General features: G+C 71.0%; 24 protein-coding genes. 13 read left to right on the top strand and 11 right to left on the bottom strand.

Features of this window, described 5'->3' with window-relative positions; all coding sequences use genetic code 11:
* Window positions 1-134: 134 nt before the first annotated feature.
* Entirely contained in the window at window positions 135-539 is a 405-nt protein-coding gene (locus tag KCH87_RS28640) for a MazG nucleotide pyrophosphohydrolase domain-containing protein (RefSeq protein ID WP_210589175.1), read from the bottom strand.
* 328 nt (window positions 540-867) lie between these two features.
* Here KCH87_RS28640 and KCH87_RS28645 point away from each other — a divergent pair, with 328 nt between their 5' ends.
* Complete coding sequence (locus KCH87_RS28645) at window positions 868-1,866, top strand: TAXI family TRAP transporter solute-binding subunit (protein ID WP_210589176.1); 999 nt, start codon at window positions 868-870, stop codon at window positions 1,864-1,866.
* Between the two features lie 156 nt (window positions 1,867-2,022).
* On the opposite strand, the gene KCH87_RS28650 is transcribed toward KCH87_RS28645, so the two are convergent.
* Both KCH87_RS28650 and KCH87_RS28655 read right to left on the bottom strand, forming a co-directional pair.
* Complete coding sequence (locus KCH87_RS28650) at window positions 2,023-3,432, bottom strand: HAMP domain-containing sensor histidine kinase (RefSeq protein ID WP_210589177.1); 1,410 nt, start codon at window positions 3,430-3,432, stop codon at window positions 2,023-2,025.
* Window positions 3,433-3,441: 9 nt separating this feature from the next.
* Window positions 3,442-4,128, bottom strand: coding sequence for a response regulator transcription factor (locus tag KCH87_RS28655; protein WP_210589178.1), 687 nt, complete (start codon window positions 4,126-4,128; stop codon window positions 3,442-3,444).
* 287 nt (window positions 4,129-4,415) lie between these two features.
* Between KCH87_RS28655 and KCH87_RS28660 the strand changes: the two genes are divergently transcribed.
* From KCH87_RS28660 to KCH87_RS28690, 8 genes are all read left to right on the top strand, one after another.
* Window positions 4,416-5,192 carry an amino acid ABC transporter ATP-binding protein gene (locus KCH87_RS28660; protein WP_210589179.1) on the top strand — a complete coding sequence of 259 codons (777 nt, stop codon included), beginning with the start codon at window positions 4,416-4,418 and terminating at the stop codon, window positions 5,190-5,192.
* An 80-nt stretch (window positions 5,193-5,272) separates the two neighbouring features.
* On the top strand, window positions 5,273-6,124 hold the full coding sequence (locus tag KCH87_RS28665) for a glutamate ABC transporter substrate-binding protein (protein ID WP_210589180.1): 852 nt from the start codon (window positions 5,273-5,275) through the stop codon (window positions 6,122-6,124).
* Window positions 6,125-6,199: 75 nt separating this feature from the next.
* Complete coding sequence (locus KCH87_RS28670) at window positions 6,200-6,868, top strand: amino acid ABC transporter permease (RefSeq protein ID WP_210589181.1); 669 nt, start codon at window positions 6,200-6,202, stop codon at window positions 6,866-6,868.
* Window positions 6,865-7,773 carry an amino acid ABC transporter permease gene (locus tag KCH87_RS28675; protein ID WP_210589182.1) on the top strand — a complete coding sequence of 303 codons (909 nt, stop codon included), beginning with the start codon at window positions 6,865-6,867 and terminating at the stop codon, window positions 7,771-7,773. Before KCH87_RS28670 ends, KCH87_RS28675 begins: the two co-directional genes overlap by 4 nt.
* A gap of 177 nt (window positions 7,774-7,950) precedes the next feature.
* A complete protein-coding gene (locus KCH87_RS28680; protein WP_210589183.1) occupies window positions 7,951-9,561 on the top strand; it encodes an FAD-dependent monooxygenase in 1,611 nt (536 codons plus the stop codon).
* Between the two features lie 91 nt (window positions 9,562-9,652).
* Window positions 9,653-9,724 (top strand): putative leader peptide, encoded by a 72-nt coding sequence (locus tag KCH87_RS50805; RefSeq protein WP_328288302.1) that lies wholly within the window; start codon window positions 9,653-9,655, stop codon window positions 9,722-9,724.
* A 78-nt stretch (window positions 9,725-9,802) separates the two neighbouring features.
* The gene (locus tag KCH87_RS28685) at window positions 9,803-10,333 is read left to right on the top strand and encodes a cysteine dioxygenase (protein ID WP_210589184.1); all 531 of its coding nucleotides are present in this window, start codon (window positions 9,803-9,805) and stop codon (window positions 10,331-10,333) included.
* On the top strand, window positions 10,324-10,740 hold the full coding sequence (locus KCH87_RS28690) for a rhodanese-like domain-containing protein (RefSeq protein WP_374199050.1): 417 nt from the start codon (window positions 10,324-10,326) through the stop codon (window positions 10,738-10,740). Before KCH87_RS28685 ends, KCH87_RS28690 begins: the two co-directional genes overlap by 10 nt.
* Before the next feature lie 305 nt (window positions 10,741-11,045).
* On the opposite strand, the gene recX is transcribed toward KCH87_RS28690, so the two are convergent.
* From recX to KCH87_RS28710, 4 genes are all read right to left on the bottom strand, one after another.
* Window positions 11,046-11,927: a recombination regulator RecX gene (gene recX / locus KCH87_RS28695; protein WP_210589186.1), complete on the bottom strand. Its 882-nt coding sequence runs from the start codon at window positions 11,925-11,927 to the stop codon at window positions 11,046-11,048.
* Window positions 11,928-11,931: 4 nt separating this feature from the next.
* Complete coding sequence (gene recA / locus KCH87_RS28700; protein WP_210589187.1) at window positions 11,932-13,059, bottom strand: recombinase RecA; 1,128 nt, start codon at window positions 13,057-13,059, stop codon at window positions 11,932-11,934.
* A gap of 244 nt (window positions 13,060-13,303) precedes the next feature.
* The gene (locus tag KCH87_RS28705; RefSeq protein ID WP_210589188.1) at window positions 13,304-14,539 is read right to left on the bottom strand and encodes an AI-2E family transporter; all 1,236 of its coding nucleotides are present in this window, start codon (window positions 14,537-14,539) and stop codon (window positions 13,304-13,306) included.
* Between the two features lie 59 nt (window positions 14,540-14,598).
* A complete protein-coding gene (locus KCH87_RS28710) occupies window positions 14,599-14,793 on the bottom strand; it encodes a DUF3046 domain-containing protein (RefSeq protein WP_210589189.1) in 195 nt (64 codons plus the stop codon).
* A gap of 80 nt (window positions 14,794-14,873) precedes the next feature.
* Here KCH87_RS28710 and KCH87_RS28715 point away from each other — a divergent pair, with 80 nt between their 5' ends.
* Window positions 14,874-15,818: a hypothetical protein gene (locus tag KCH87_RS28715; RefSeq protein ID WP_210589190.1), complete on the top strand. Its 945-nt coding sequence runs from the start codon at window positions 14,874-14,876 to the stop codon at window positions 15,816-15,818.
* Window positions 15,819-15,830: 12 nt separating this feature from the next.
* Here KCH87_RS28715 and KCH87_RS28720 read toward each other — a convergent pair whose 3' ends face one another.
* The 3 genes from KCH87_RS28720 to KCH87_RS28730 are packed head-to-tail and all read right to left on the bottom strand — an operon-like array spanning window position 15,831 to window position 17,745.
* Entirely contained in the window at window positions 15,831-16,139 is a 309-nt protein-coding gene (locus KCH87_RS28720) for an AzlD domain-containing protein (protein ID WP_210589191.1), read from the bottom strand.
* Window positions 16,136-16,882: an AzlC family ABC transporter permease gene (locus KCH87_RS28725; protein WP_210589192.1), complete on the bottom strand. Its 747-nt coding sequence runs from the start codon at window positions 16,880-16,882 to the stop codon at window positions 16,136-16,138. Before KCH87_RS28725 ends, KCH87_RS28720 begins: the two co-directional genes overlap by 4 nt.
* On the bottom strand, window positions 16,783-17,745 hold the full coding sequence (locus tag KCH87_RS28730; RefSeq protein WP_210589193.1) for an AraC family transcriptional regulator: 963 nt from the start codon (window positions 17,743-17,745) through the stop codon (window positions 16,783-16,785). Before KCH87_RS28730 ends, KCH87_RS28725 begins: the two co-directional genes overlap by 100 nt.
* Window positions 17,746-17,838: 93 nt before the next feature.
* On the opposite strand from KCH87_RS28730, the gene KCH87_RS28735 reads away from it, so the two are divergent.
* The 3 genes from KCH87_RS28735 to KCH87_RS28745 all read left to right on the top strand — a co-directional run bounded on the left by KCH87_RS28735 (window position 17,839) and on the right by KCH87_RS28745 (window position 24,594).
* Window positions 17,839-22,812 carry an ATP-dependent helicase gene (locus KCH87_RS28735; protein WP_210589194.1) on the top strand — a complete coding sequence of 1,658 codons (4,974 nt, stop codon included), beginning with the start codon at window positions 17,839-17,841 and terminating at the stop codon, window positions 22,810-22,812.
* Between the two features lie 89 nt (window positions 22,813-22,901).
* Complete coding sequence (locus KCH87_RS28740; protein ID WP_210589195.1) at window positions 22,902-23,741, top strand: Fpg/Nei family DNA glycosylase; 840 nt, start codon at window positions 22,902-22,904, stop codon at window positions 23,739-23,741.
* Between the two features lie 88 nt (window positions 23,742-23,829).
* The gene (locus KCH87_RS28745) at window positions 23,830-24,594 is read left to right on the top strand and encodes an SDR family NAD(P)-dependent oxidoreductase (protein ID WP_210589196.1); all 765 of its coding nucleotides are present in this window, start codon (window positions 23,830-23,832) and stop codon (window positions 24,592-24,594) included.
* Here the strand turns inward: KCH87_RS28745 and KCH87_RS28750 are convergent.
* Window positions 24,542-24,820 (bottom strand): hypothetical protein, encoded by a 279-nt coding sequence (locus tag KCH87_RS28750; protein WP_210589197.1) that lies wholly within the window; start codon window positions 24,818-24,820, stop codon window positions 24,542-24,544. The genes KCH87_RS28745 and KCH87_RS28750 overlap by 53 nt on opposite strands.
* Window positions 24,821-24,864 lie beyond the last annotated feature (44 nt).

A 24,864-nucleotide genomic window follows, 5' to 3' on the forward strand; every position in this document is an offset into this window, starting at 1 on the left:
TCAACGGTGGTTCGCCGACCGAGAGCTCGGCCCTGAACGTCGGCGACCGGTCCCGGTCGTGGTCAACCTCGACCTGACCTGCTACCTGGAGATCAGTGGCGACCGCAGCGTCACCGTCGACATGGGCCTGCCGATCACGCGCCGCCGGGATTCCAGCCCTGGCGGCGCAGCACTGCCGAGACATCCGGCACCTCGTAGTGCTCGCCCTTGAGGACCTTGCCGTCCGCTCTGCGGGCGACGCGGCCGTCGGGGCCCAGCTTGCTCATGTTGGAGCGATGGACCTCGGCGATCACCGCGTCGAGGTCGATCCCGTGGACGAGCGCCGTGCCGTACGCCACGTAGACCACGTCAGCCAACTCGTGCGCAAGCCGGTCGAGCGGGCCGGTGACCGAGACCTCGGCGACCTCGGCGGCCTCCTCCGCCAGCAACTCGCGCCGGTGGGCGGCCAGTTCGGGAGACACCTCGGTCGGGGTTCTGCGGGCGTCGAGCCCGACGGCATGGTGGAAGGAACGGACCAGGTCGGCGGGCGAAGGACTCATGCACGAAACTCTAGCGACCGCCACTGACAGTCCCCAGTCCCGCGGTGCCGCCCCCGACGGGCGCGCGGCACCATCGGCGCGTCCCGCACGGCGTCCCCGGCAGCCCCGCGCGACACTCCCCCGCACCCACGGCAACCCCCCGCGCCCCCGTCGCCCCACACGGCACCGCCCGCAACCCCACCCGACACCAGAAGACCCCCGCGACACGCCCTCGGCACTCCCCCACCCTCGGCACCCCGTTCGACCCCGCCGTCCGGCACGGCACCGCTGACGACCCTGTGACCCCGGCCCTGGTCAGCACCGCGCACGTGCTGGCAGGATCGCCCGCATGTCCAAGGTCTTCCCCCACATCGGCAGGCGCCGGGCCCTACAGGGCGCGGCTGCCGGGTTCGTCGCCTTCGGGCTGCTGCTGTGGTGGCTGCTGCCCCTGGGCGAGGCGCCGCCCCGCGGGACGATCACGTTCAGCACCGGAACACCGGCGGGCGTCTACCAGAAGTACGGCGAGCTGCTGCGCACCGAGCTGGACAACGACATGCCGAACCTGGACGTGCGACTGCTGACCAGCGACGGCTCGCAGGAGAACGTCGCGCGCGTGGCGACCGGAAAGGCGGACTTCACGATCGCCGCGGCCGATGCCGTGGAGACGTACGAGCTGGCCGGCAGGTCGGGTTCGGACCGGCTGCGCGGTGTGGCCCGCCTGTACGACGACTACGTACAGCTGGTTGTCGCGCCGGACTCGGGCATCGACTCCGTGGCGGACCTGCGGGGCAAGCGGGTGGCCATAGGGCCCACCCACTCGGGTGTGCGGCTGATCGCCAACCGGGTGCTCGAGGCGGCCGGCATCAACCCGGACAAGGGCATCACACCGCTGTCCGACGGCATCGACACCGGGCCCGCCCGGCTGAAGAAGGGCGAGATCGACGCGTTCTTCTGGTCGGGCGGGCTGCCCACGGAGGGCCTCCAGAAACTCGCCGGCTCCCTGGCCTACCGGTTCGTCCCGATCGACGCCGACCTCGTCGCCAAGGTGCACGCCCTGGGCGGCGCCACTCGCTACTACCGCGCCACCAACATGCCGGAATCGGCCTACCCCAGCATCCAGAACGGCGACACCGTGCCGACCATGGCGGTGTCCAACCTGCTGATCACCCGCGAGGACACGGATCCCCGGCTCACCGATTGGCTGACCCGCACCGTGATCAACAGCCGCGACGGCATCGGCACCCACGTCCACTCGGCCCAGCTGGTCGACGTACGCACCGCGATCTACACCGACCCGCTGGTACTGCACGAGGGCGCCCGGCGCTACTACCGGTCGGTCAAGCCATAGGGCACCAAGCAAGTCGGGGAAAGTCGGCTGCAGTTCGGCAGCGCGCCCGAAGGGGCGCGGGGCTGTGTCGATATGCGGCTCCGCCGCGTGGGCGCGACCAGCCACGATGGCGCCGCAGACGGACGACGGCACTTCGCGGCACTTCAAGTGAAGCGCTCAGGCCACCGGCTCCGACCTCGGCACCGTCACCGTCACCGTCAGTCCCCGCGGCTCGTGATGGCCGTACGAGATGGAGCCGCCGGCCGCCGTCAGCAGGGCCCGGGTGATGGACAGGCCGAGGCCTGAGCCCTTGATGTTCTGGTGGCGGCCGCTGCGCCAGAAGCGGTCGCCGACGCGGGCGAGCTCCTCGTCGGTGAGGCCGGGGCCGTTGTCGGTGACCACGATGGTGGCGGTGTCGCCGTTGGCCGCGACCGTCACCTCCACCCGCTCGTCCTCCGGCGTGAACTTCACCGCGTTGTCGATCACCGCGTCCAGGGCGCTGGACAGGGTTACCGGGTCGACCCAGGCGGTGGTGGGCGGGCAGTCCCCCACCAGCCGTACGCCCTTGGCCTCCGCGGTCGGCGACCAGGCCGCGACGCGCTCGGTGGCCAGCTCGCCGATGTCGGTGAGCCTGAGGTCCGCCTCGGCGTGCTCGGCCAGCGCGAGGTCGAGCAGGTCGTCCAGGACCTGGGCCAGGCGCTTGCCCTCGGCCTGGACGGAGGCGATCTCCTGGTTGCCCTCGGGCATTTCGAACGCAAGCAGCTCCATGCGCAGCAGAAGCGCCGCGAGCGGGTTGCGCAGCTGGTGCGAGGCGTCGGCGACGAAGGCGCGCTGCTGCTCCAGGACGCCCTCGACGTTGTCCGCCATCTCGTTGAACGACCGGGCGAGCCTGCGGAGTTCCGGCGGACCGCCGGCCGCCGCGACCCGGGACTTCAGCCGTCCCGTGGCGATGTCGTGCGTGGTGGCGTCCAGCACCCGTACCGGCCGGAGCACCCAGCCGGTCAGCCGGAGGGCCGCGCCGACGGCCAGCAGCATCGCGGCGCTCTCACCCGCGGCGATGATCAGCCAGCCGTTCAGGATCCGCGAACGCATATGCCCGGTGGGTGAGTCGGTGACGACGACCGCGACGACGTCACCGTCGCGGATCACCGGGGACGCGACGATCAGCCGGTTGCGCTGCCAGGGCCACACCTGCCGGGGGTCGTGACTGCGCCGGCTGAGCAACGCCTCTTCAAAAGCATCACGTACCTCACCCGTTTCAGGGAGGTCCCAACTAGTCGGCGCATTGGCCATGGGGGCGTCATTGCGGTAGAAGACACCGGCACGGATGCCGTAGACCTCGTAGTAGCTGAGGAGCTCACGCTTGAGGACCTCCCGGCGTTCGTCGGTGGACGTACTGCCGGTCGGTCTGGTGGGCGTGTCGGTGACGAACTGGGCCAGGGCGGCGAAGCGTGCCGTGTCGTCGATCCGGTCGACGACCACGTTCTGCTGCTGGGCTCCGGCCACGCTGACGGCGAGCGGGAAGCCGAGGGCGAGCAGTACGGCCGCCATCAGGACGATGAGCAGCGGGAGGAGACGAGTGCGCACCCTTGCCCGCTACGAGGTGGGGGCGACGAGCCGGTAGCCGACTCCGCGCACGGTCTCGATCAGGGCCGGCATACGCAGCTTGGCGCGCAGGGACGCGACGTGCACCTCCAGGGTGCGTCCGGTCCCCTCCCAACTGGTGCGCCACACCTCGCTGATGATCTGCTCACGCCGGAAGACCACCCCGGGGCGCTGGGCCAGCAGGGCGAGAAGGTCGAACTCCTTGCGGGTCAGTTGGACAACCGAACCGTCCACGCTGACCTGGCGGGTGGGCAGTTCGATGTGCACGGCGCCCAGCTTCAGCACGCTCTCACCGCCGGCCGCGGCATCGTCGTGGACGGTACGCCGGCTGACGGCGTGGATGCGGGCGAGCAGCTCTCCGGTGTCGTACGGCTTCACTACGTAGTCATCGGCGCCGAGGTTGAGGCCGTGGATGCGGGAGCGGACGTCGGAGCGCGCGGTGACCATGATCACCGGGATGGCGGTCCGCTTGCGGATCTTGCCGCACACCTCGTAGCCGTCCTGGTCGGGCAGGCCCAGGTCGAGCAGCACCACACCGAAACCGGCGCCCTCGGGGACCAGCGCCTGGAGGGCCTCCTCGCCGCTGCGGGCGTGCGTCACGTCGAAGCCGTGCCTGGCCAGGACCGCGGACAGAGCCGCGGCGACGTGATTGTCGTCCTCGACGAGGAGCAGTCTCATCCCGGCTCCCTCCAGTTCATCGGCCGTACGGTGTCGGTGTGTAAAAAAACGCGAGCACGCGCGCGTGCACGTTGCAGTCACGCTGATGGACGAGGACGGCGTCAAGAGGGTTCCGGTTGCGCACGGCATCCGTTACCCGCCCGATACGCACCCCAGGTCACAAGTGCTACGACACGTGTCCGATTGCTATCGGATCGTGATGCTCAGATTCCCCTCAGATGTAGAGACGCAGGTCGCGTAGGGTTACTACTGTCCTCCGAAACCGAGGAGGACGGAGCCTGAGAGCGATGACCAAAGTATCGGTGGCCAAGGAAGATGTGGCCGCGACCGGCGACCTGGTCGTCCTGAAGAGCGTCAACAAGCATTTCGGCGCGTTGCACGTACTCCAGGACATCGACCTGACGATCGCCCGCGGCGAAGTCGTCGTGGTCATCGGACCCTCCGGGTCCGGGAAGTCGACCTTGTGCCGCGCCATCAACCGCCTCGAGGCGATCGACTCCGGGGCGATCGCCATCGACGGCAAGCCGCTGCCCGCGGAGGGCAAGGCGCTGGCCCGGCTGCGCGCCGACGTCGGCATGGTCTTCCAGTCCTTCAACCTCTTCGCGCACAAGACCGTGCTCGAGAACGTGATGCTGGGCCAGATCAAGGTCCGCAAGGCCGACAAGAAGCAGGCCGAGGAGAAGGCCCGCGCGCTGCTCGACCGGGTCGGGGTGGCGAACCAGGCGGACAAGTACCCCGCGCAACTGTCCGGCGGCCAGCAGCAGCGCGTCGCCATCGCGCGCGCCCTGGCCATGGACCCCAAGGTCATGCTCTTCGACGAGCCGACGTCGGCTCTCGACCCGGAGATGATCAACGAGGTCCTCGAAGTCATGCAGCAGCTCGCCCGCGACGGCATGACCATGATCGTCGTCACCCATGAGATGGGCTTCGCCCGTTCGGCCGCCAACCGGGTGGTGTTCATGGCCGACGGCAAGATCGTCGAAGAAGCTGTGCCGGACCAGTTCTTCAGCAATCCGCGCAGCGACCGCGCGAAGGACTTCCTGTCGAAGATCCTTCACCACTGACCCCACCCGTCGCACCTACGCGACGAGCTGCGTCACCCGCACCAACGGCATGCTCCTCTTCACACAAAGGGATGTTCACCATGAAGCTCCGCAAGGTCACCGCAGCGGCCGCGGCTGCGCTCGTCCTCTCCCTGACCGCGACGGCCTGTGGGGGCGACGACGGCGACAGCGACACCGGGTCGGGCTCCACCGACGGCGGCGGTGACAAGATCAAGATCGGCATCAAGTACGACCAGCCGGGTCTCGGCTTGAAGGAGCCCGACGGTTCCTTCTCCGGCTTCGACGTGGACGTGGCGACGTACGTGGCCAAGGAACTCGGCTACGACGCCAACCAGATCGAGTTCGTCGAGACCAAGAGCGCCGACCGTGAGAACGCGCTGGCCCGCGGCGACGTCAAGATGATCGCGGCCACCTACTCGATCACCGACGAGCGCAAGCAGAAGGTCGACTTCGCCGGCCCCTACCTGCTGGCCCACCAGGACCTGCTGACCAAGACCGACTCGGACATCAGCGAGGCCACCGACCTCAACGGCAACAAGCTGTGCTCGGTGACCGGCTCCACCTCGGCGCAGAACGTCCAGGACGAGATCGCCCCGAAGGCTCAGCTGAAGGAGTACGGCACCTACTCCGAGTGCATCGCGGGTCTGCAGAGCGGCGCCGTGGACGCGGTGACCACCGACGACTCGATCCTCGCGGGCTTCGCGGCGCAGGAGCAGTACAAGGGCCAGTTCAAGCTGGCCGGCCTGAAGCTCAGCAACGAGAACTACGGCATCGGCGTCAAGAAGGGCGACACCGAGACCGTCAACAAGATCAACACCGCTCTCGAGAAGATGGTCAGCGACGGCGCCTGGGACACCGCGGTCAAGGAGAACTTCGGCCCGGCGAACTACAAGAACGAGCCCGCTCCGAAGATCGGCACCATCGTCAGCTGAAGCACCGCCTGAGAGGTGCGCCGCCCGGCGGGGCGGCGCACCCGGCCATCTCTACACCCGGAAGCGCGGGAGACAGTGTTCGACTTTCTTGAAGGTTACGACGTCCTCGGGGCGTTCTGGATGACGGTGAAACTCACCGTCCTCTCCGCCGTCGGCTCGCTGATCTGGGGCACTCTGCTGGCCGGCATGCGCGTCAGTCCCGTCCCGCTGATGCGCGGGTTCGGCACTGTGTACGTGAACATCGTCCGGAACATCCCCCTGACCGTCATCATCGTCTTCACGTCGCTCGGCCTCGCCGACGTCTTCGGCATGACGCTGGGCGCCGCAGACGACTTCGACGCCCTGGGCTTCCGGCTGTCGATCCTCGGATTCGCCGCCTACACCGCGGCCTTCGTCTGCGAGGCGATCCGCTCGGGCATCAACACGGTGCCCCTCGGACAGGCCGAAGCGGCCCGCGCCATCGGGCTGAGCTTCACCCAGGTCCTCTGGCTCATCGTGCTGCCGCAGGCGTTCCGTTCGGTCATCGGCCCGCTGGCCAACGTACTGATCGCGCTCACCAAGAACACGACCGTGGCGGCCGCGATCGGCGTGGCGGAGGCCGCGTATCTGATGAAGGAAATGATCGAGAACGAGGCCCAGACACTGCTCATCGGCGCGGTGTTCGCCTTCGGATTCGTGGTTCTGACCCTGCCCACCGGCCTCTTCCTCGGCTGGCTGAGCAAGCGACTGGCGGTGAAGCGATGACCTCGGTCCTCTACGACGCCCCCGGCCCCCGGGCCAAGCGGCGCAACATCATCTTCTCGGTGGTCTTCTTCGCCCTGTTGACCCTGCTCGCATGGTGGATCTACCAGACGATGGACGACAAGGGCCAGCTGAAATGGGCCCTGTGGGAGCCGTTCACCAAGTCCGAGGCCTGGACGACATATCTGCTCCCCGGACTCGCCAACACCCTGAAGGCCGCGGGGCTCGCCATGGTCATCGCCCTCCCCCTGGGTGCGATCTTCGGCATCGCCCGTATGTCCGATCACCGCTGGGTGCGGATCCCCGCAGGTGTGGTGGTCGAGTTCTTCCGGGCGATCCCGGTGCTGCTGCTGATGCTGTTCGCCAACGAGTTCTACGCCCGTTCCACGGACGTCAGCACCGAGGACCGTCCGCTGTACGCGGTCGTCACGGGCCTGGTGCTCTACAACGCCTCGGTCCTCGCCGAGATCGTCCGCGCGGGCATCCTCGCCCTGCCCAGGGGGCAGACAGAGGCCGCGCAGGCGATCGGTCTGCGCAAGGGCCAGACGATGTCCACCATCCTGCTGCCGCAGGCCGTCACCGTGATGCTGCCGGCCATCGTCAGCCAGCTGGTCGTCATCGTGAAGGACACCGCGCTCGGCGGCGTGATGATCGGCTTCACCGAGCTGCTCAACTCGCGCGGCACGCTAGCGGCGGTCTACGCCAACGTCATCGCGAGCTTCATCGTGGTGGGGGTCATCTACATCATCCTGAACTTCATCCTGACGAGCTTCGCGAGCTGGCTGGAGGGCCGACTGCGGCGCAGCAAGCGCGGCACCGGCACGGTCCTCGGCAAGGATGACGTGGAGGAGCTCAACGCGGCCGAGGTTGGCGGCTCCTTCGGGACCGGCGCGGGCGGCTCTATCTGACAAGCAGTCAAGTGGCATGAACGGCACGGAGGGCAGTGGCATGATCGCCACTGCCCTCCGTCACTTGACGCAAGCACCGGCAATAGGTTGCATACGTTCTGTGATCGTGCACCCTGCTCCAACTTCCTGTTCACACACGTCCCTGAGGACACCGCTGCGGGCAGGGGGCGCCGCGCCGTGGACCCGGTGATCATCGTCGGGGCGGGGCCGGTCGGGCTCACGCTCGCCCTTGCGCTGGCCCGCCAGGAAGTGCCGTCCGTCGTCCTCGACGAGGGTCCGAGCAAGGACGAACCACGCCCCGCGCGCACCGTCGTGCTGCGCGAGGACACCGCCGCCCTCGTGGAGCGTCTCGCCGGTTTCCGGTCGGCCGAGGCCGGCTGCCGCTGGGCCGGATGGCGGTCGATGCGCCGCAAGCAGGTGATGCGTGCGGTCAGCTTCGAGGAGACCGGACAGGCCGCTCCGCTGCACATCGCACAGCACGTGCTGACCGGCGCCCTGCGTGCGGCCCTCGTCGGCGACCGGCTGGTCAACATCGCGACGGACAGCCGGCTCGACACCATAGAGCAGGAAGGCTCCGGCGTCACCGCCCACACCCGCGGCCCCAAGGGCACGTGGTGGCGCGGCAGTTACCTGGTCGGCTGCGACGGCCCGCGCTCGACCGTGCGCAAACTCCAGGACATCCGCTTCCCCGGCCGTACGGCGGTGGAGCGACACGCCGTCGCCGCGCTGCGTGCGGAACTTCCGTGGCCCGACGAGGCGTTGCTCCATCGGATGCCGCCGTGGCGGACGTCGGGCCCCTCGGGCGGGGAGGTGACCGGACGCCCGCTGCCGGACGGCATCTGGCGGCTGGACTGGCTGCTGCCGTCCGGCAAGGACCTGGTCACGCCGGAGCTGCTGGTGGCCCGCGTCCGGGAGACGCTCGCGGGCTGGACGGGCGGTTCGACACCGCCGTACGAGCTGCTGGACACCGGAGTCCACATCGTCCACCACCGCCTGGCCCGACGGTGGCGCGCGGGCCGGGTCTTCCTCGCCGGGGACGCCGCCCACCTGCTGGGCGCGCTCGGCACCCAGGGGCTGGACGAGGGGCTGAGGGACGCCGACAACCTCGCCTGGAAGCTGGCGCTGGCCTGGCACCACGGACAGCACGAGGCGCTGCTCGACAGCTACCAGGCCGAGCGGCGCGGAATCGTCGCCGCCCGGCTGCGCGCCGCCGACCAGGCGCTGCCGCTGCTCCGCGGCGGCGGAGCGCTGCGCTCGTACGTCCCCGGCTCGTCCCGGGGCCACGACGCGCTGCTCACCGACGGCCACCTGGGGCAGGGCGCGCTGGGTGCCGCGGGGGCGTACGACCGCTCGCCGCTCGCGCCCCGGCCCCTCGAGGGCGAGGCCCTGGTGGACACCCTGCCCGGTGCCCAGGTCACGGACGTCCGGGTCACCGCGGAGGACGGCACCTTCGTACGTCTGCGGGACCGGCTCGGCCGCGGCGCGCTGCTCGTCGTGCTGGTCGCGCCGGGCACGGGTGTGTGGGAGCGCCGACACTGGGTGAGCGCCGGAATCATGCCCCGGCTCGCGGCTGCCGTCACGGCGCTGCCGCACCCGGCCGAACTGCTCGTCACCGAGAGCTACCCGGGGGCGGCCGCCCACACGGTCCTGCTGGTACGGCCCGACGGACACCTGGTCACCGCGCTGAACGGGGTGCGCCCCGCCGACCTGTACACGGCGGCCGAGGCGACACTGGGCGGGCCGGTGGAGGCGGGGACGGAGGCGAAGGCCACGGCGGGGTCGCGCTGAGCGGCCCCTGCCGACATACCGTCCACATAGTGACTGTGAGTTGACCGGTCGGCAGCAGCGTGGTGTACTCCGCAACGTGATCGACACGTGTGTGCACCTGTGGCGGAGGGTCCATATGGACCTGGTCCGCTACGCGGGCTGCATGTGTACGCGGTCCTGCTGAATTCGCATCCCTCTTCAGCCGCGCGCGCCATCGAAGTGCAGCCGCGCGCTCCCGCGAACGCTCATCAGGACGGTGCACGTGTCTGTCTCTCCCTCTGTCTCCACCCCTGTCTCCGCCGCGCCCACGCAGGCGGATCTTCTCGATTTCGTACGGCGTACCGCGGCCGACGTCGAATTGATCGCCTCGCTTCCGCTCGACCCCGAAGGCCGCACCTGGGTGCGTCTGGAGGGACCCGGCGGCAGTGAGGCCTGGCTGATCGGCTGGCCGCCCGGTACGGGCACCGGCTGGCACGACCACGCCGACTCGGTCGGCGCGTTCCTGACCGCGGCCGGCGAGCTCAAGGAGTACTCGCTCGCCGTCCGGCTGCCCACCGACGGCTGGAAGACCCTGGAACTCAGCGAGAACGTGGACCGGGAGCGCCGGCTGTCCACCGGTCAGGGCCGCTCCTTCGGCCGTCACCACGTCCACGAGGTGCTCAACGAGTCCTCGGACCGGCACGCGATCTCCGTCCACGCCTACTACCCGCCCCTGCCGCAGATCCGCCGCTACAGCCGCAGCGGGCCGATTCTGCGCCTGGAGCAGGTCGAGCGCCCGGAGGACTGGCAGTGAGCGGCGGCAGCGGTACGGGCGAACGGCCGGTCGGCATCGACGAGTTGCTGGAGCGGGTCCGCGAGGGCTACGAGCGCGTCGAGCCGCAGGAGGCGTACGACGCCGTCCAGGCCGGTGAGGCGCTGGTGGTGGACATCCGTTACGCGGCCCTGCGCGAGCGAGACGGTCTGATTCCGGGTGCCCTGGTCGTCGAACGCAACGAACTGGAGTGGCGCCTCGATCCCCAGGGCAGCCACCGTGCGCCCGAGGCCACGAGCCATGACCTGCGTGTGGTCGTGGTGTGCAACGAGGGCTACGCCTCCAGTCTGGCGGCCGCGTCCCTGCACCGGCTGGGACTGCTGCGGGCCACCGATCTGGCCGGCGGGTTCCAGGCCTGGAAGGCGGCGGGGCTTCCGGTGACGTCGTAGGGCGGGCGGGGCCAGACGCTTCCTGCCGGCCAAGGCATGCTCACCAGGCGTCGGCGACCTTGTTGGCTTCCTCCTTGCGTGGGAGGCCGAGCCCACCGTGCGGGAGCCTGGCGCCGTGCCACCGCGTCGCACCCCCGTGGCCCACGGAACACGGGATTCGCCCGCCCGACGCGCCGCGCGGTGTCCGGCCCCGGACGCGATGGGCGCCCCCGCGCGTCCACCGTGTCCGGGCCCGACGTACCAGGGGCGGCCTTCTATGCGGGCCTCTCCCCTTCAGAAGCCCTCATGTTCAGAAGCCCTCGTCTTCAGAAGCCCTCGTCGCCGAGGAACTCCGTGTCCTCGCCCTCCTCTTCGAGCGCCCGCCGGACCACCCGCAGGGCCATGCCCTCGGGGTAGCCCTTGCGGGCGAGCATGCCCGCGAGGCGCCGCAGCCGCTTGTCGCGGTCGAGGCCGCGGGTCGAGCGCAGTTTGCGGGCGACGAGCTCGCGTGCGGTCGCCTCTTCCTGTTCGGAGTCGAGCTGTGCCACGGCCTCGTCGATCAGCGTGGAGTCGACGCCCTTGGTCCGTAGTTCCTGGGCGAGGGCGCGCCGGGCCAGCCCCCGGCCGTGGTGCCGGGACTCCACCCAGGCTTCCGCGAACGCACTGTCGTTGATCAGCCCGACCTCCTCGAACCGTGACAGCACCTCCTCGGCGGCATCGTCGGGAATCTCGCGCTTGCGCAGGGCGTCCGCGAGTTGCTTCCGCGTGCGCGGGGTCCCGGTGAGCAGGCGCAGACAGATCGCCCGAGCCCGCTCCACCGGGTCCCCTGAAGGTTCCTCCTGCTCGGCCCTCGACGAGGAGGAGGCGCCTTCGCCCTCACCGGACGGCTCCGCACGGCCACGCCGACGGCGCCCGCGCCCACCGCCCGCGTCATGGCCCCCGCCGCCCGCGTCACGGGCCCGGCCACGGCGACGCGAGCCGCCCGCCGAACCGGCGCCGCGCACCGCACCACCGTCCGGCCACTCTCCGCTGCCCGACGCGGCGCCGGGCTCCCCGTCCGTGCCGTACGACGCAGTGTGGTCGTACGGCACGCCCGCGTCGCGGTCCACGCGGTCGTCTCCCCGGGCAGAGCCTCCGTCGCCCGCGCTCCCCCACTCACGCGGGGCGTCCGGATACGCGTACTCGGCCCAGTCGGTTCGTCGTGTCACGGCGTCAGCTCTTGGCGGTGACGGCCTTGGTCTTGGCGGCCTTGGCTGCCGGCGACGCGGGGACCGTCTTCGCTGCGTCGTCAGTGGCGGCGGAGACCGCGGCGTCCGCGCCCGGTTCGGCCGGCGGCTCCTCCGGTCGTACGCCGACGCCCAGCTTCTCCTTGATCTTCTTCTCGATCTCGTTGGCCAGGTCGGGGTTGTCCTTGAGGAAGTTGCGCGCGTTCTCCTTGCCCTGGCCGAGCTGGTCGCCCTCGTACGTGTACCAGGCGCCGGCCTTGCGGACGAAGCCGTTCTCCACGCCCATGTCGATCAGACCGCCCTCGCGGCTGATGCCATGGCCGTAGAGGATGTCGAACTCGGCCTGCTTGAAGGGCGGCGCGACCTTGTTCTTGACGACCTTGACGCGAGTGCGGTTGCCGACCGCGTCGGTGCCGTCCTTCAGGGTCTCGATGCGACGGATGTCGAGCCGCACCGAGGCGTAGAACTTCAGCGCCCGGCCACCGGTCGTGGTCTCCGGCGAGCCGAACATCACGCCGATCTTCTCGCGGAGCTGGTTGATGAAGATCGCGGTGGTCTTCGACTGGTTGAGCGCACTGGTGATCTTCCGCAGCGCCTGGCTCATCAGACGGGCCTGCAGACCGACGTGGCTGTCGCCCATCTCGCCCTCGATCTCCGCGCGCGGGACGAGCGCGGCGACGGAGTCGATGACGATCAGGTCGAGGGCACCGGAGCGGACCAGCATGTCCACGATCTCCAGCGCCTGCTCGCCGTTGTCCGGCTGGGAGAGGATCAGGTTGTCGATGTCGACGCCGAGCTTCTTCGCGTACTCGGGGTCGAGGGCGTGCTCCGCGTCCACGAAGGCGACCTGGCCGCCCGCCTTCTGAGCGTTCGCCACCGCGTGCAGGGTCAGCGTGGTCTTACCGGAGGATTCCGGTCCGTACACCTCCACCACGCGGCCGCGCGGCAGGCCGCCGACGCCGAGCGCGACGTCGAGCGCGGTCGACCCGGTGGGGATGACCTCGATGGGCTCGTTCGGCCGCTCGCCCAGGCGCATGACCGCGCCCTTGCCGAATTGCCGTTCAATCTGTGCGAGCGCGGCGTCCAGGGCCTTCTCGCGGTCGGTACCTGCCATGGGTTCCACCCGGTTTGCTTGAGTCGATCGCTTCACGTCAAAGACGCTAACGCCTGCCACTGACAATGCGCCCCGACGCCCGTCCGGCCTGTGGATAACTCGGGCACATCTCCGTCCAAACCCGGTGGAAGTCTCCGTCGAGATCGTCACCGGAGCTTCCATAAGAATGGATGTTCGATTTTTGTGTCAAGCGCACCACTCGACACTTCCGAGCCTACGTTCGCGGTCCGACAACGCCCCGGGTTCAGCCTCCCGTCCGGGGCCTCCGCGCCCACAGCCCACGCGCCCGCTTGAGCAGACTGGGCCTCTGTTCTCCTGTCCGGTGCCCATGGACACGGGGATCGTCCGTGACGTCGTACCGCTTCACATAGGCCCCGAGGAACGCCTGGAGCGTGGCGATCGCCGGGATGGCGATCAGCGCGCCGACGGCACCGAGGAGGGCGGTGCCCGCGACGACCGAGCCGAAGGCGACCGCGGGGTGGATGTCCACGGTCTTCGAGGTCAGCTTGGGTTGCAGCATGTAGTTCTCGAACTGCTGGTAGATCACGACGAAGATCAGCACCCACAGCGCGTACCAGGGATCGACGGTGAAGGCGATCAGCATCGGCAGGGCGCCCGCGAGATAGGTGCCGATGGTGGGGATGAACTGCGAGACCAGCCCCACCCACACCGCGAGCACCGGCGCGTACGGCACGTCCAGTATCTGGAGCAGGATGTAGTGCGCGATTCCGGAGACGAGCGCCATCAGGCCGCGCGAATAGATGTAGCCGCCGGTCTTGTTGACGGCGATCTCCCACGCGCGCAGCACCTCGGCCTGTTTGGCGGGCGGCAGCACCGAACAGATCGCGCGCCGCAGCCGGGGGCCGTCCGCGGCGAAGTAGAAGGAGAACAGCGCGATCGTCAGCAGCTGGAACAGGCCTCCGAGGACCTGGGTGGACACGTCCAGGACACCGGTGGCGCTGTTCTGGACGTAGTTGCGCAGCCAGTCGGAGCGGAGCAGGCCCTCCTGGATGTCCACCCGTTTCAGATCGGTGTGGAAGTGCGCGTTGATCCAGTTGATGACGGAGTCGAGATAGTCCGGGAACCCCTCGACGATCTTGATGATCTGACCCGCGAGCATCGAGCCGAGCAGCGTGACGAAGCCCGCGGCCACGATCAGTACGGCGAGGGAGACGAGGAATGTGGCCAGCCCTCTGCGCATGCCGCGCGAGGCCATCCAGCTCACCGCGGGTTCGATGGCCAGGGCCAGGAAGAACGCGATGAGGATGTTGATCAGCAGGCCGGTGAGCTCGTGGAAGGCCCAACTGCCCAGCTGGAACACGGCGATGAGAGCGAGCGCGAGCACCATGGCGCGCGGCAGCCAGCGCGGCATGCGGGAGTTCGCCCCGGCGGCGCCGTCGGCCGGGGGCCGGGTGGGCGGCGTGGTACCGAACGGGGATGCCTGCGGGGTTACCTGGCCGGTCTCGTCAGTGGGTGCCACGGTGCAAGTCTCACCCACGGCACGGACAATCGGGGCCGTCCTGCGATCTTCGTGACCTGTCAGCGCTTCTCTTGTGGCACGTTCATGACCGCGCAGACCACGCGCCACACATCCTTGGCGTCCCAGCCGGCGTCCAACGCCCCGTGCACCGTGCGCCCGCCGAGCTCCGCCATCACGTGGTCACGCGCGAACGTATCGGAGTATCCCTGACCGAAGTGGTCAGCCATCCGCTGCCAGAAGACCGTCAACCGCATGACACCAGTATCCCGCCCCTGAGAGTGGGCCTCGGCCGGGAGCCCTTGCCGAGACCGCTTTCCGTCCTACGGTCTGTCGCATGGCCGAATCCGGAGCTTCCCCACTCCCCCCGACGCCCCCGGCGCACTCCCCGCTCTTCCGCGCCGAGCGCTTCGTCTGGCTCACCGCGCGCGTGCTGGAACAGCGCCTCTTCGCCCACCACTTCCTGCACGGCAGCCCCGATCCGGTGGAGACCGCGCTGGACGCCTACCGCAACGAGGACGGCGGGTACGGCCACGCTCTGGAACCCGATCTGCGCGGCCCCGTCAGCCAGCCCCTGCACGCCGGTCACGCCCTGCGTGTGCTGGACTCCGTCGGGCGCTGCGGCGGGCAGCGGGTGGAGCGCGTGTGCCGCTATCTGACCTCTGTCTCCACTACGGACGGCGCGCTGCCGTCGGTCCGTCCCAGCCAGCGCGACTACCCCGCCGCTCCCTTCGTGCCGATCGTCGACGACCCGCCCAGCGACCTCCTCGCCACCGGGCCGGTGGTCGGCCTGCTGCACCGCAACGAGGTGTGGCACGCCTGGCTGTTCCGGGCCACGGACTTCTGCTGGCACGCGGTCGAGTCCCTGAAGCAGTCCCACCCGTACGAGATCGAGGCGGCCGTGGCCTTCCTGGACTCCGCACCCGACCGCCCGCGCGCGGAGGCGGCCGCCGACCGCCTCGGCCGCCTGGTACGTGAGCACCGACTCGCGGCACTGGACCCGGAGCGCCTCGACGCGTTCCCGGTCGCGCCCGGCTACGCCGCCGGTGAGCACCACTTCCCGTACGACTACGCCAGGACCCCGGGCTCCCTCGCGCGCGCGTGGTTCACGGACGAGGAGATGGAACGCTCCCTGGACCACCTGGCGAGCCGGCAGCAGGAGGACGGCGGCTGGCCCATCACCTGGCGCCAGTGGGCACCGGGCACCGCCCTGGAGGCACGCCCCATGGTGACGATCGAGGCGCTGCGCACGCTCAAGGCGTACGGCCGGACCGTCGGCTGACCCCGGCCCGCCTCAGCCGCCCAGGGCGCGCACTCCGGCGGTCACCACCACAGCCGCCGCGACGACCAGCAGGAACGGGGCGCGCAGCATGAGTGCGACGGCGGCCGCGACGAGACCGGCGGCTCTGGCGTCCAGCACCAGAGCACGGCCGTCGGCGAAGGTCTGCTGAGCCGTGAGAGCGGCGAGGAGGGCGACGGGCAGCAGGGCCGCGAGGCGCCTGACGAGCGGCCTCTCGAGGGCGCCTGCGGGCACGAGCAGCCCGGCGAGCTTGACGGCGTAGCAGCCGACGGCGGTCGCACCGATCGCGATCCAGATGTTCAACGGGCTTCCTCTTCCGTGTCGTTGCGTACGGCGCCCCTGCGCCGCCCCTCCAGGAAGAGCACCAACGGAGCCGCGAGCGCGGCCGCAAGGACCGGCACTCCGGCCGGCAGCACAGGCAGGAGTCCGAGTCCCAGCAGGACGGCGAGAGCGGCGACGGCCCGCTCGGTTGCGGACGTCAGCATCGGCGCGAGCAGCGCCAGGAAGACGGCGGGACCGGCCGCGTCGAGGCCCCACGCGTCCGTGTCGCCGATGGCCTCGGCCCCCAGCGCGCCGAGCAGCGTGGTGAGGTTCCACAGCACGTACAGGCTGAGCCCGGTCACGGCGAAGCCGATGCGGACGCTGCGCCGCGTCGGCTGCGCCAGCGCCACGGCCGCGGTCTCGTCGATGACCCACTGGGCGGCGAACGGCCGCACCGCGCGCGGGAGGGCCAGCAACTGCGACAGCCGCAGTCCGTAGAAGGCGTTGCGCACGCCCAGGAAGAAGGCACCGGCGGCCGCCGTGAGCGGGTTGCCGCCGGCCGCGAGCGCCCCCACCAGTGCGAACTGGGACGCGCCGGTGAACACCAGGAGGCTGAGGGCACAGGTCTGTAGGAGCGTGAGCCCGCTCCCGGCCGAGGTCACCCCGAAGGCGAACCCGGACAGTCCTACGGCGACCCCGACTCCGAGCGCGTCCCGGACGACGGCTGCGTCGGCCCGGTCTCCTTCTTCGGCGCGTATGTCCGGGAGAGCTGTCTGTTCTGCCATGACTCGGACGGTAGGAGCAGCTGCTGCCGTGCGTCTTGTACGTTCTTGCGCTCACGCCGGTACGCCCCCGGCGGCACCCCCACGATCCGGGTGAAGTGGCGGTTCAGGTGGGGCTGATCGGTGAACCCCACGGCCGCAGCCACGTCGGCGGGCGTCGAACCCGCGTCCAGCAGCCGCCGAGCCTGCCGCACGCGCGCGTCGGTCAGCCAGGTGTGCGGCGGCATCCCGTAGGCGTCCCGGAAGGCCCGGAGCAGGGCGAAGGGGCTGGTCCCGAACTCGGCCGCCAGTCGCTCCAGGGTCGGCGGTTCGGCCATCCGCTCCTCCAGCTCGGCACGCGCGCGTGCCGCGATCCGCGCACCCGCCGTCCGTATGTCTCGCCGCGGCAGCGGCCCGCCGTTCAGCCTGAGCAGCCGGGTCACCACGACCCGCAGCAAGGTGTCGGCGGCCAGGGCGTTGCCCTCGTCGGCGGCCCGAAGCACCTGATGCACCAGGCTCACGGTGTACGGATCGTCGACAACGGGACTCACGAACCCGGGGGTACCGCGGATCGTCGTGGTCTCCGCGGCGATCTCGGCCACGACCTCCGGCGAGGGATAGACGGCGCCGTACCGCCATCCCTCGGGCACGCCCGCGCGGCCCGTGTGCGCGGTGTCCGGGTTGACCAGCGCGAGCGCGCCGGGGCCCGCGTACTCGTCGGCACCGCGGTGGTGGAACACCTCCACGCCCTCGGATATGGCGGCGATGACGAAGTTCTCGTGCGTATGCCGGACGAAGGTCTTGCGGATGTACCGGGCCCGCAGCAGATCGACGCCGGGCAGTTCCGCGTACTGCCAGTGCCGCGCCCGCTCATCCGAACCCACCATGTCCCCATTCTCACCACGACCCCGCCCACACCGCCGCCGGATATGTCGTCGCAGGTCAGAGCCATTGTCAGTGGGCGGGTGCAGGATGGACGCATGGTCAGCTCCGCACATCGAGCCCTCGACGGCTTCTCCCCCGCGACCCGCGGCTGGTTCACGGGGGCCTTTTCCGCGCCCACCGCGGCCCAGGCGGGCGCGTGGCAGGCCATCGGGGAGGGTTCGGACGTGCTGGTGGTGGCCCCCACCGGCTCCGGCAAGACCCTGGCCGCCTTCCTGGCCGCCCTCGACCAGCTCGCCTCGACACCCCCGCCGGCCGACCCCAAGAAGCGCTGCCGCGTCCTCTATGTGTCCCCGCTGAAGGCCCTCGCGGTCGATGTCGAGCGCAATCTCCGCAGCCCGCTGACCGGCATCCGCCAGGAATCCGTGCGCCTGGGCCTGCCCGAGCCCGAGGTCAAGGTGGGCATCCGCTCCGGCGACACCCCGCCCGCCGAGCGCCGTGCGCTGTCCACCCGCCCCCCGGACATCCTGATCACCACCCCGGAGTCCCTGTTCCTGATGCTGACGTCGGCCACGCGCGACGCGCTGACCGGCATCGAGACGGTGATCCTGGACGAAGTGCACGCGGTGGCCGGCACCAAGCGCGGCGCCCACCTCGCACTCACCCTGGAGCGGCTCGACGAACTGCTCCCGAAGCCCGCCCGCCGTATCGGCCTCTCGGCCACCGTCCGCCCGGTCGACGAGGTCGCCCGATATCTCTCCCCCCGCCGCAAGGTGGAGATCGTCCAGCCCAAGTCCGGCAAGGAGTTCGACCTCTCGGTCGTCGTCCCGGTCGAGGACCTGGGCGAACTGGGCGGCTCCCCGGTGGCCGACGGCAGCGAAGGGGCGGAGCGCCCGTCGATCTGGCCGCACGTGGAGGAGCGGATCACCGACCTCGTCCAGGCCCACCGTTCGACGATCGTGTTCGCCAACTCCCGCCGCCTCGCGGAGCGGTTGTGCAACCGCCTCAATGAGATCGCCTACGAGCGGGCCACCGGCGAGCCTCTGGACGAGCACCACGCCCCAGCCGAGCTCATGGGCGGCTCGGGGGCCGCGCAGGGCGCCCCGCCCGTCATCGCGCGCGCCCACCACGGCTCGGTCTCCAAGGAGCAGCGCGCCCAGGTCGAGGAGGACCTCAAGGCGGGCCGCCTCCCCGCAGTGGTCGCCACATCCAGCCTCGAACTGGGCATCGACATGGGCGCCGTGGACCTCGTCGTCCAGGTCGAATCACCCCCCTCCGTGGCCTCCGGCCTGCAACGAGTGGGCCGCGCGGGACACCAGGTCGGCGCGGTCTCCACCGGCGTCGTCTTCCCGAAGTACCGCGGCGACCTCGTCCAGGCGGCCGTGGTCACCGAGCGCATGCGCACCGGCTCGATCGAGTCCCTGAGGGTGCCGGCCAACCCTCTGGACGTCCTCGCCCAACAGCTCGTCGCGATGACGGCGATGGACACCTGGCAGCTCGACGACCTCCTCGCCATGGTCCGCCGGGCCGCGCCGTTCGCCTCGCTGCCGGAGTCGGCGTTCACGGCCGTGCTCGACATGCTCGCGGGCCGCTATCCGTCCGACGCCTTCGCGGAGTTGCGTCCGCGCGTGGTGTGGGACCGCGTCGTCGGCACGATCACCGGCCGTCCCGGCGCACAGCGCCTCGCCGTCACCTCCGGAGGCACGATTCCCGATCGGGGCCTGTTCGGGGTGTTCCTCGCCGGAGCCGACCCGAAGAAGGGCGGCGGGCGGGTCGGCGAGCTCGACGAGGAGATGGTCTACGAGTCCCGCGTCGGGGACGTCTTCACCCTCGGGACCAGTTCCTGGCGCATCGAGGACATCACCCGCGACCGCGTCCTGGTCTCCCCCGCGCCGGGCGTACCGGGCCGGCTCCCCTTCTGGAAGGGCGACCAGCTGGGCCGCCCGCTCGAACTGGGCCGCGCGGTCGGCGCGTTCCTCCGCGAGGTCGGCTCGCTGCCCAAGGACGACGCCCGCCTCCGTCTGCTCGCCGCGGGCCTGGACGCCTGGGCCGCGGACAACGTCCTGTCCTACCTGGACGAACAGCGCGAGGCCTGCGGCCACGTCCCGGACGACCGCACGATCGTCGTGGAGCGGTTCCGCGACGAGCTCGGCGACTGGCGGGTCGTCGTCCACTCCCCCTTCGGCGCCCAGGTCCACGCCCCCTGGGCCCTGGCGCTCGGCGCCAAGCTCTCCGAGCGGTACGGCATGGACGCGCAGGTCATGCACGCCGACGACGGCATCGTGCTGCGCCTGCCCGACGCCGACCTCATGGGCCTGGACCTGCTCGACCAGGCACCGATGAAGGCAGGCACGGAATACGACGCCGAGCAGGCCCCGGTCGGCGCTGCGGACGTGGTCTTCGACAAGGGCGAGGTCGACCAGGTCGTCACCGAGCAGGTGGGCAGCTCGGCGCTGTTCGCGGCCCGCTTCCGCGAGTGCGCCGCCCGCGCGCTGCTGCTGCCGCGCCGCAACCCCGGCAAGCGCACCCCACTGTGGCAGCAGCGCCAGCGTGCCGCCCAACTGCTCCAGGTGGCGAGCGAGTTCGGCTCGTTCCCGATCGTCCTCGAAGCGGTCCGCGAGTGCCTCCAGGATGTCTTCGACGTCCCCGGACTCGTCGAGCTGATGGGCGATCTGGAGTCCCGCAAGGTCCGCCTGGTCGAGGTCACCACGCCCGAGCCCTCCCCGTTCGCCCGCTCCCTCCTCTTCGGGTACGTCGCCCAGTTCCTGTACGAGGGAGACTCGCCCCTCGCCGAGCGCCGCGCTGCCGCCCTGTCGCTGGACTCGCGCCTGCTGGCCGAGCTGCTCGGCCAGGCGGAGCTGCGCGAGCTGCTCGACGCCGAGGTCCTGACCGAGCTGGAGAAGGAACTCCAGTGGCTGACCGAGGACCGCCGCGCCAAGGATGCCGAAAGCGTCGCGGATCTGCTGCGCCTGCTCGGCCCGCTCACCGAAGCCGAGCTGGCCGAGCGGGGCGCCGAACCGCAATGGGCCCAGGAGCTGGCCGGCGCCCGCCGCGCCATCCGCGTCCGGATCGCCGGCGCCGACCACTGGGCGGCGATCGAGGACGCGGGCCGCCTGCGCGACGCGTTGGGCACAGCGCTGCCGGTCGGCGTCCCCGAGGCCTTCACCGAGCCGGTCAAGGACCCGCTCGGCGACCTCCTCGCGCGGTACGCCCGTACCCACGGCCCGTTCACGTCGGCCACCGCGGCCGCCCGCTTCGGTCTGGGCGTGGCGGTCACCGAGGGCGCGTTGCAGCGACTGGCGGCGAACGGCCGTGTCGTACAAGGGGAGTTCCATCCCGCCGGGATCGGTCAGGAGTGGTGCGACGCGACGGTCCTGCGCCGTCTCCGGCGCCGTTCGCTGGCCGCGCTGCGGCAGGAGCTGGAGCCGGTGACTCCGCCCGCGCTGGCCCAGTTCCTGCCCCAGTGGCAGCACATCGGCAAGGGCCACGGGCTGCGTGGCATCGACGGTCTGGTGCGTGCCGTAGAGCAGTTGCAGGGCGCGTCCGTACCGGCATCGGCTCTGGAGAAGCTCGTCCTGCCGTCCCGCGTCGCGAACTACACGCCCGCCATGCTCGACGAACTCACCGCCTCCGGAGAGATCGTGTGGGCCGGCGCGGGCGCGCTCCCCGGCAAGGACGGCTGGGTCTCCCTGTACCTGGCGGACGCAGCCCCACTGCTCCTGCCACCCCCGCACCCCCTGGAACTGACCGCGCTCCACCAGTCCGTCCTGGACACCCTCTCCGGGGGCTACGGCCTGTTCTTCCGCCAGATCGCCGACCAGATCCGGGCCACCACCCACCCCGACGCCACGGACCCCCAACTGGCCGATGCCGTCTGGGACCTGGCCTGGTCGGGCCGTCTGACGAATGACACCCTCACGCCCATGCGCTCCCTCCTGGGCTCGGGCCGCACCGCGGGCTCCACGGCCCACCGCGCCAAGCGCACGGTCCCACGCGGGCGCTACGGCTCGCTGACCGCCGCCGCCCGCCCCGCCTCCCGCACCGGCCCGCCGACCGTCGCCGGCCGCTGGTCCCTGCTACCGGATCGCGAACCCGACACCACCGTCCGCGCCCATGCGCTGGCCCGCACCCTCCTCGACCGGCACGGCGTGGTGACGCGGGGAGCCGTCTCCGCGGAAGGCGTCGAGGGCGGCTTCTCGGCGACGTACCGCATCCTGTCCGCCTTCGAGGACAGCGGCCAGGCAAGGCGTGGCTACGTGGTGGAAGGCCTCGGCGCCGCCCAGTTCGCCATGGACGGAGCGGTCGACCGCCTCCGCGCGGTGGCGTCCGCCCGCGAGCGGGGCGAGGTCCTGCCGCCCCAGCCGTACAGCGACGGCGCCCAACAGCCCTTCGACGCCTCCGAGGGCTTCCCACCGGGTGCCTTCGAGTGGACCGACGGCGCCGCAGCAGGCGGCTTCGAGTCGAGCGACGGCTCCACATCGGGCAGCGACTTCGGCGCCCCGGGTTTCGACGAAGGCTTCGAAGACGGCTTCAGCACGCCCCACACCCCCACCGCCCGCCCCAACTCCCCCCGCTCCCGCGACGAGTACACCTCCCCGCGCGACTTCCCCCCGCCCCGTACCAGCCCTCCGTACGGCTCCGGCCCCGGCTTCGCCCCCCACCGCACCCGCCCCACCCCCGACTCCCGAGCCGTCGTCCTCGCCGCCGCCGACCCGGCGAACGCGTACGGCGCCGCGCTCCCCTGGCCCGAACCCCCGACCGGCGCCGGGCACAAGCCCGGTCGCAAGGCGGGCTCCCTCGTGGTCCTCGTCGACGGCGAGCTGACGCTCTACATGGAGCGCGGCGGCAAGACACTCCTGGCCTGGCCCTCCACTCCGGACGGCACGGCCACGGACGACCCACGCCTGCGCGAGGCCGCCGAAGCCCTCGCCACCGCCGCCCGCGCGGGCTCCCTCGCCACGGTCACGGTGGAGCGCGTCAACGGCGCCTCCGCCCTGACCTCCCCCATCGGCAGCCTCCTGGAAGGATCCGGTTTCATCGCAACCCCAAGGGGCCTGAGACTGCGGGCCTGACCCGTGCAAGGGCACGCCATCAGGGCGCGGCGACAGGGCACCGCATCGGAAGCACGGCGGCATCCACCGCCCGAAGGAGAACGAACCCCATGCCCGAAGGAGACACCGTCTGGCAAGCCGCAAGGCTCCTGCACGGCGCGCTCGCGGGCCAGATGCTGACCCGGAGCGACCTCCGCGTCCCCAAGTACGCCACCGTCGATCTCACCGGCCGCACGGTCCTGGACGTCACGCCCCGCGGCAAGCACCTCCTCACCCGTATCGAGGGCGGCCTGACGCTCCACTCGCACCTACGGATGGACGGCGCCTGGAAGGTGTTCGCCGCAGGCCGGCGCTGGACCGGCGGCCCCACCCACCAGATCCGCGCCATCCTCGGCGCAGCCGACCACACGGCCGTCGGCTACCGCCTCCCCGTCCTGGAACTCCTCCGCACGACCGAGGAGCACCGCGTCGTGGGCCACCTCGGCCCCGACCTCCTGGGCCCGGACTGGGACCCCGACCGCGCCCTGGTCAATCTCCTCGCGGACCCCGCCCGCTCCCTAGGCGAAGCCCTGCTCGACCAACGCAATCTGGCCGGTATCGGCAACGTCTACAAGAGCGAGCTCTGCTTCCTGCTCGGCGCCACCCCCTGGCTCCCCATCGGTGTCCTCCCCACCGAGCGCGCCGCGCAACTCCCCGCCCTCGCCAAGAAGCTCCTGGAGGCCAACCGCGACCGCCCCGCCCGTACGACGACGGGCCGCCGGGGCCAGGACCTGTTCGTGTACGGCCGCGCGCCCCGCCCCTGTCTCCGCTGCCAGACACCGATCCGCGTGGCCGACCAGGGCGACGGCTCCCGCGACCGCCCCACGTACTGGTGCCCGACCTGCCAGACGGGCCCCGCCCCGACCCCCGGCGCCCTTCGCAGGAAACGGAACCCGACCCCGTACGGCTGAACCAGCCAGACGAACCCGCCCCATACGACGGAACCCACTCCCGTCCAACTAATTGACGCCCCGTCAGAAACCCTCGTACCGTCCCTTTATGCCCGTCAAGGCGTACGACCTCACCGGCCGCACCGCGTTCGTCACCGGCGCCGGGAGCGGCATCGGCCGGGCCTCGGCGGTCCTGCTCGCGGAGGCGGGAGCCACCGTGCACTGCGCGGACCGCGACGCACAGGGCCTGCACGAGACAGCGACCCTGATCAAGGACGCGGGTGGCCTGGCCCACACGCACCCCCTCGACGTCACCGACCGCACTCAGCTCAAGCAGGCCGTCCAGTCCTGCGCGCAGCTGCACGTCATGGCCGCGGTCGCCGGAATCATGCACAGCAGCCCCGTCCTGGACACCAGGGACGCAGACCTCGACCGGGTACTGAACGTCAACTTCAAAGGCGTGCTCTACGCCTGCCAGGAGGCCGCCCGGCTGATGCTCGCCCAGCAGATCAGGGGCAGCATCATCACCATGGCGTCGGGAGCCGTCGACACCGGCGGCCCCGGCCTGCTCTGCTACGGCGCCGCAAAGGCGGCCGTGGTGCAGCTGACGAAGACACTGGCGGCCGAGATCGGCCGGCACGGCATACGCGTCAACGCGGTCGCGCCGGGCTGGATCCGCACGCCCATGACGGACCGCCATGACAGCGAGGCCCAGGCGCACACCGAGTCACTGATGGCCCGGAGGTCGCCACTGGGCCGGGTCGGCGAGCCGGAGGACGTCGCCTACGCCGTCCTGCACCTGGCGTCGGACGCGTCGGCCTTCACGACAGGTCAGATCCTGCGCCCGAACGGCGGGGTCGCGATGCCCTGGTAGCCACGGCCAGCCGCCAGGCCTCCCGCCACCGCCCGGTGTCCAAGGCGCCGGCCGCCCGCACCTTCGGCACACAGTGCACCGGCAGCAGGCTCAGCCCCCATCCCCCGGCGGCGACGGCACCCTCCAGCACCCCGGCATCGGGCGACAGCGCGAGCCGCAGCACGGCCCACCACCACAGCGCCCCGAGCCCGAGCGGCGCCCCCCAGCGCACTATCGACCCCGTCATGGCACCACCACCTCCGGCCCGAAGCTAGAAGGGCCGCATCACCC

Source organism: Streptomyces sp. GESEQ-35, from assembly GCF_017948485.1.
Lineage (GTDB): Bacteria > Actinomycetota > Actinomycetes > Streptomycetales > Streptomycetaceae > Streptomyces.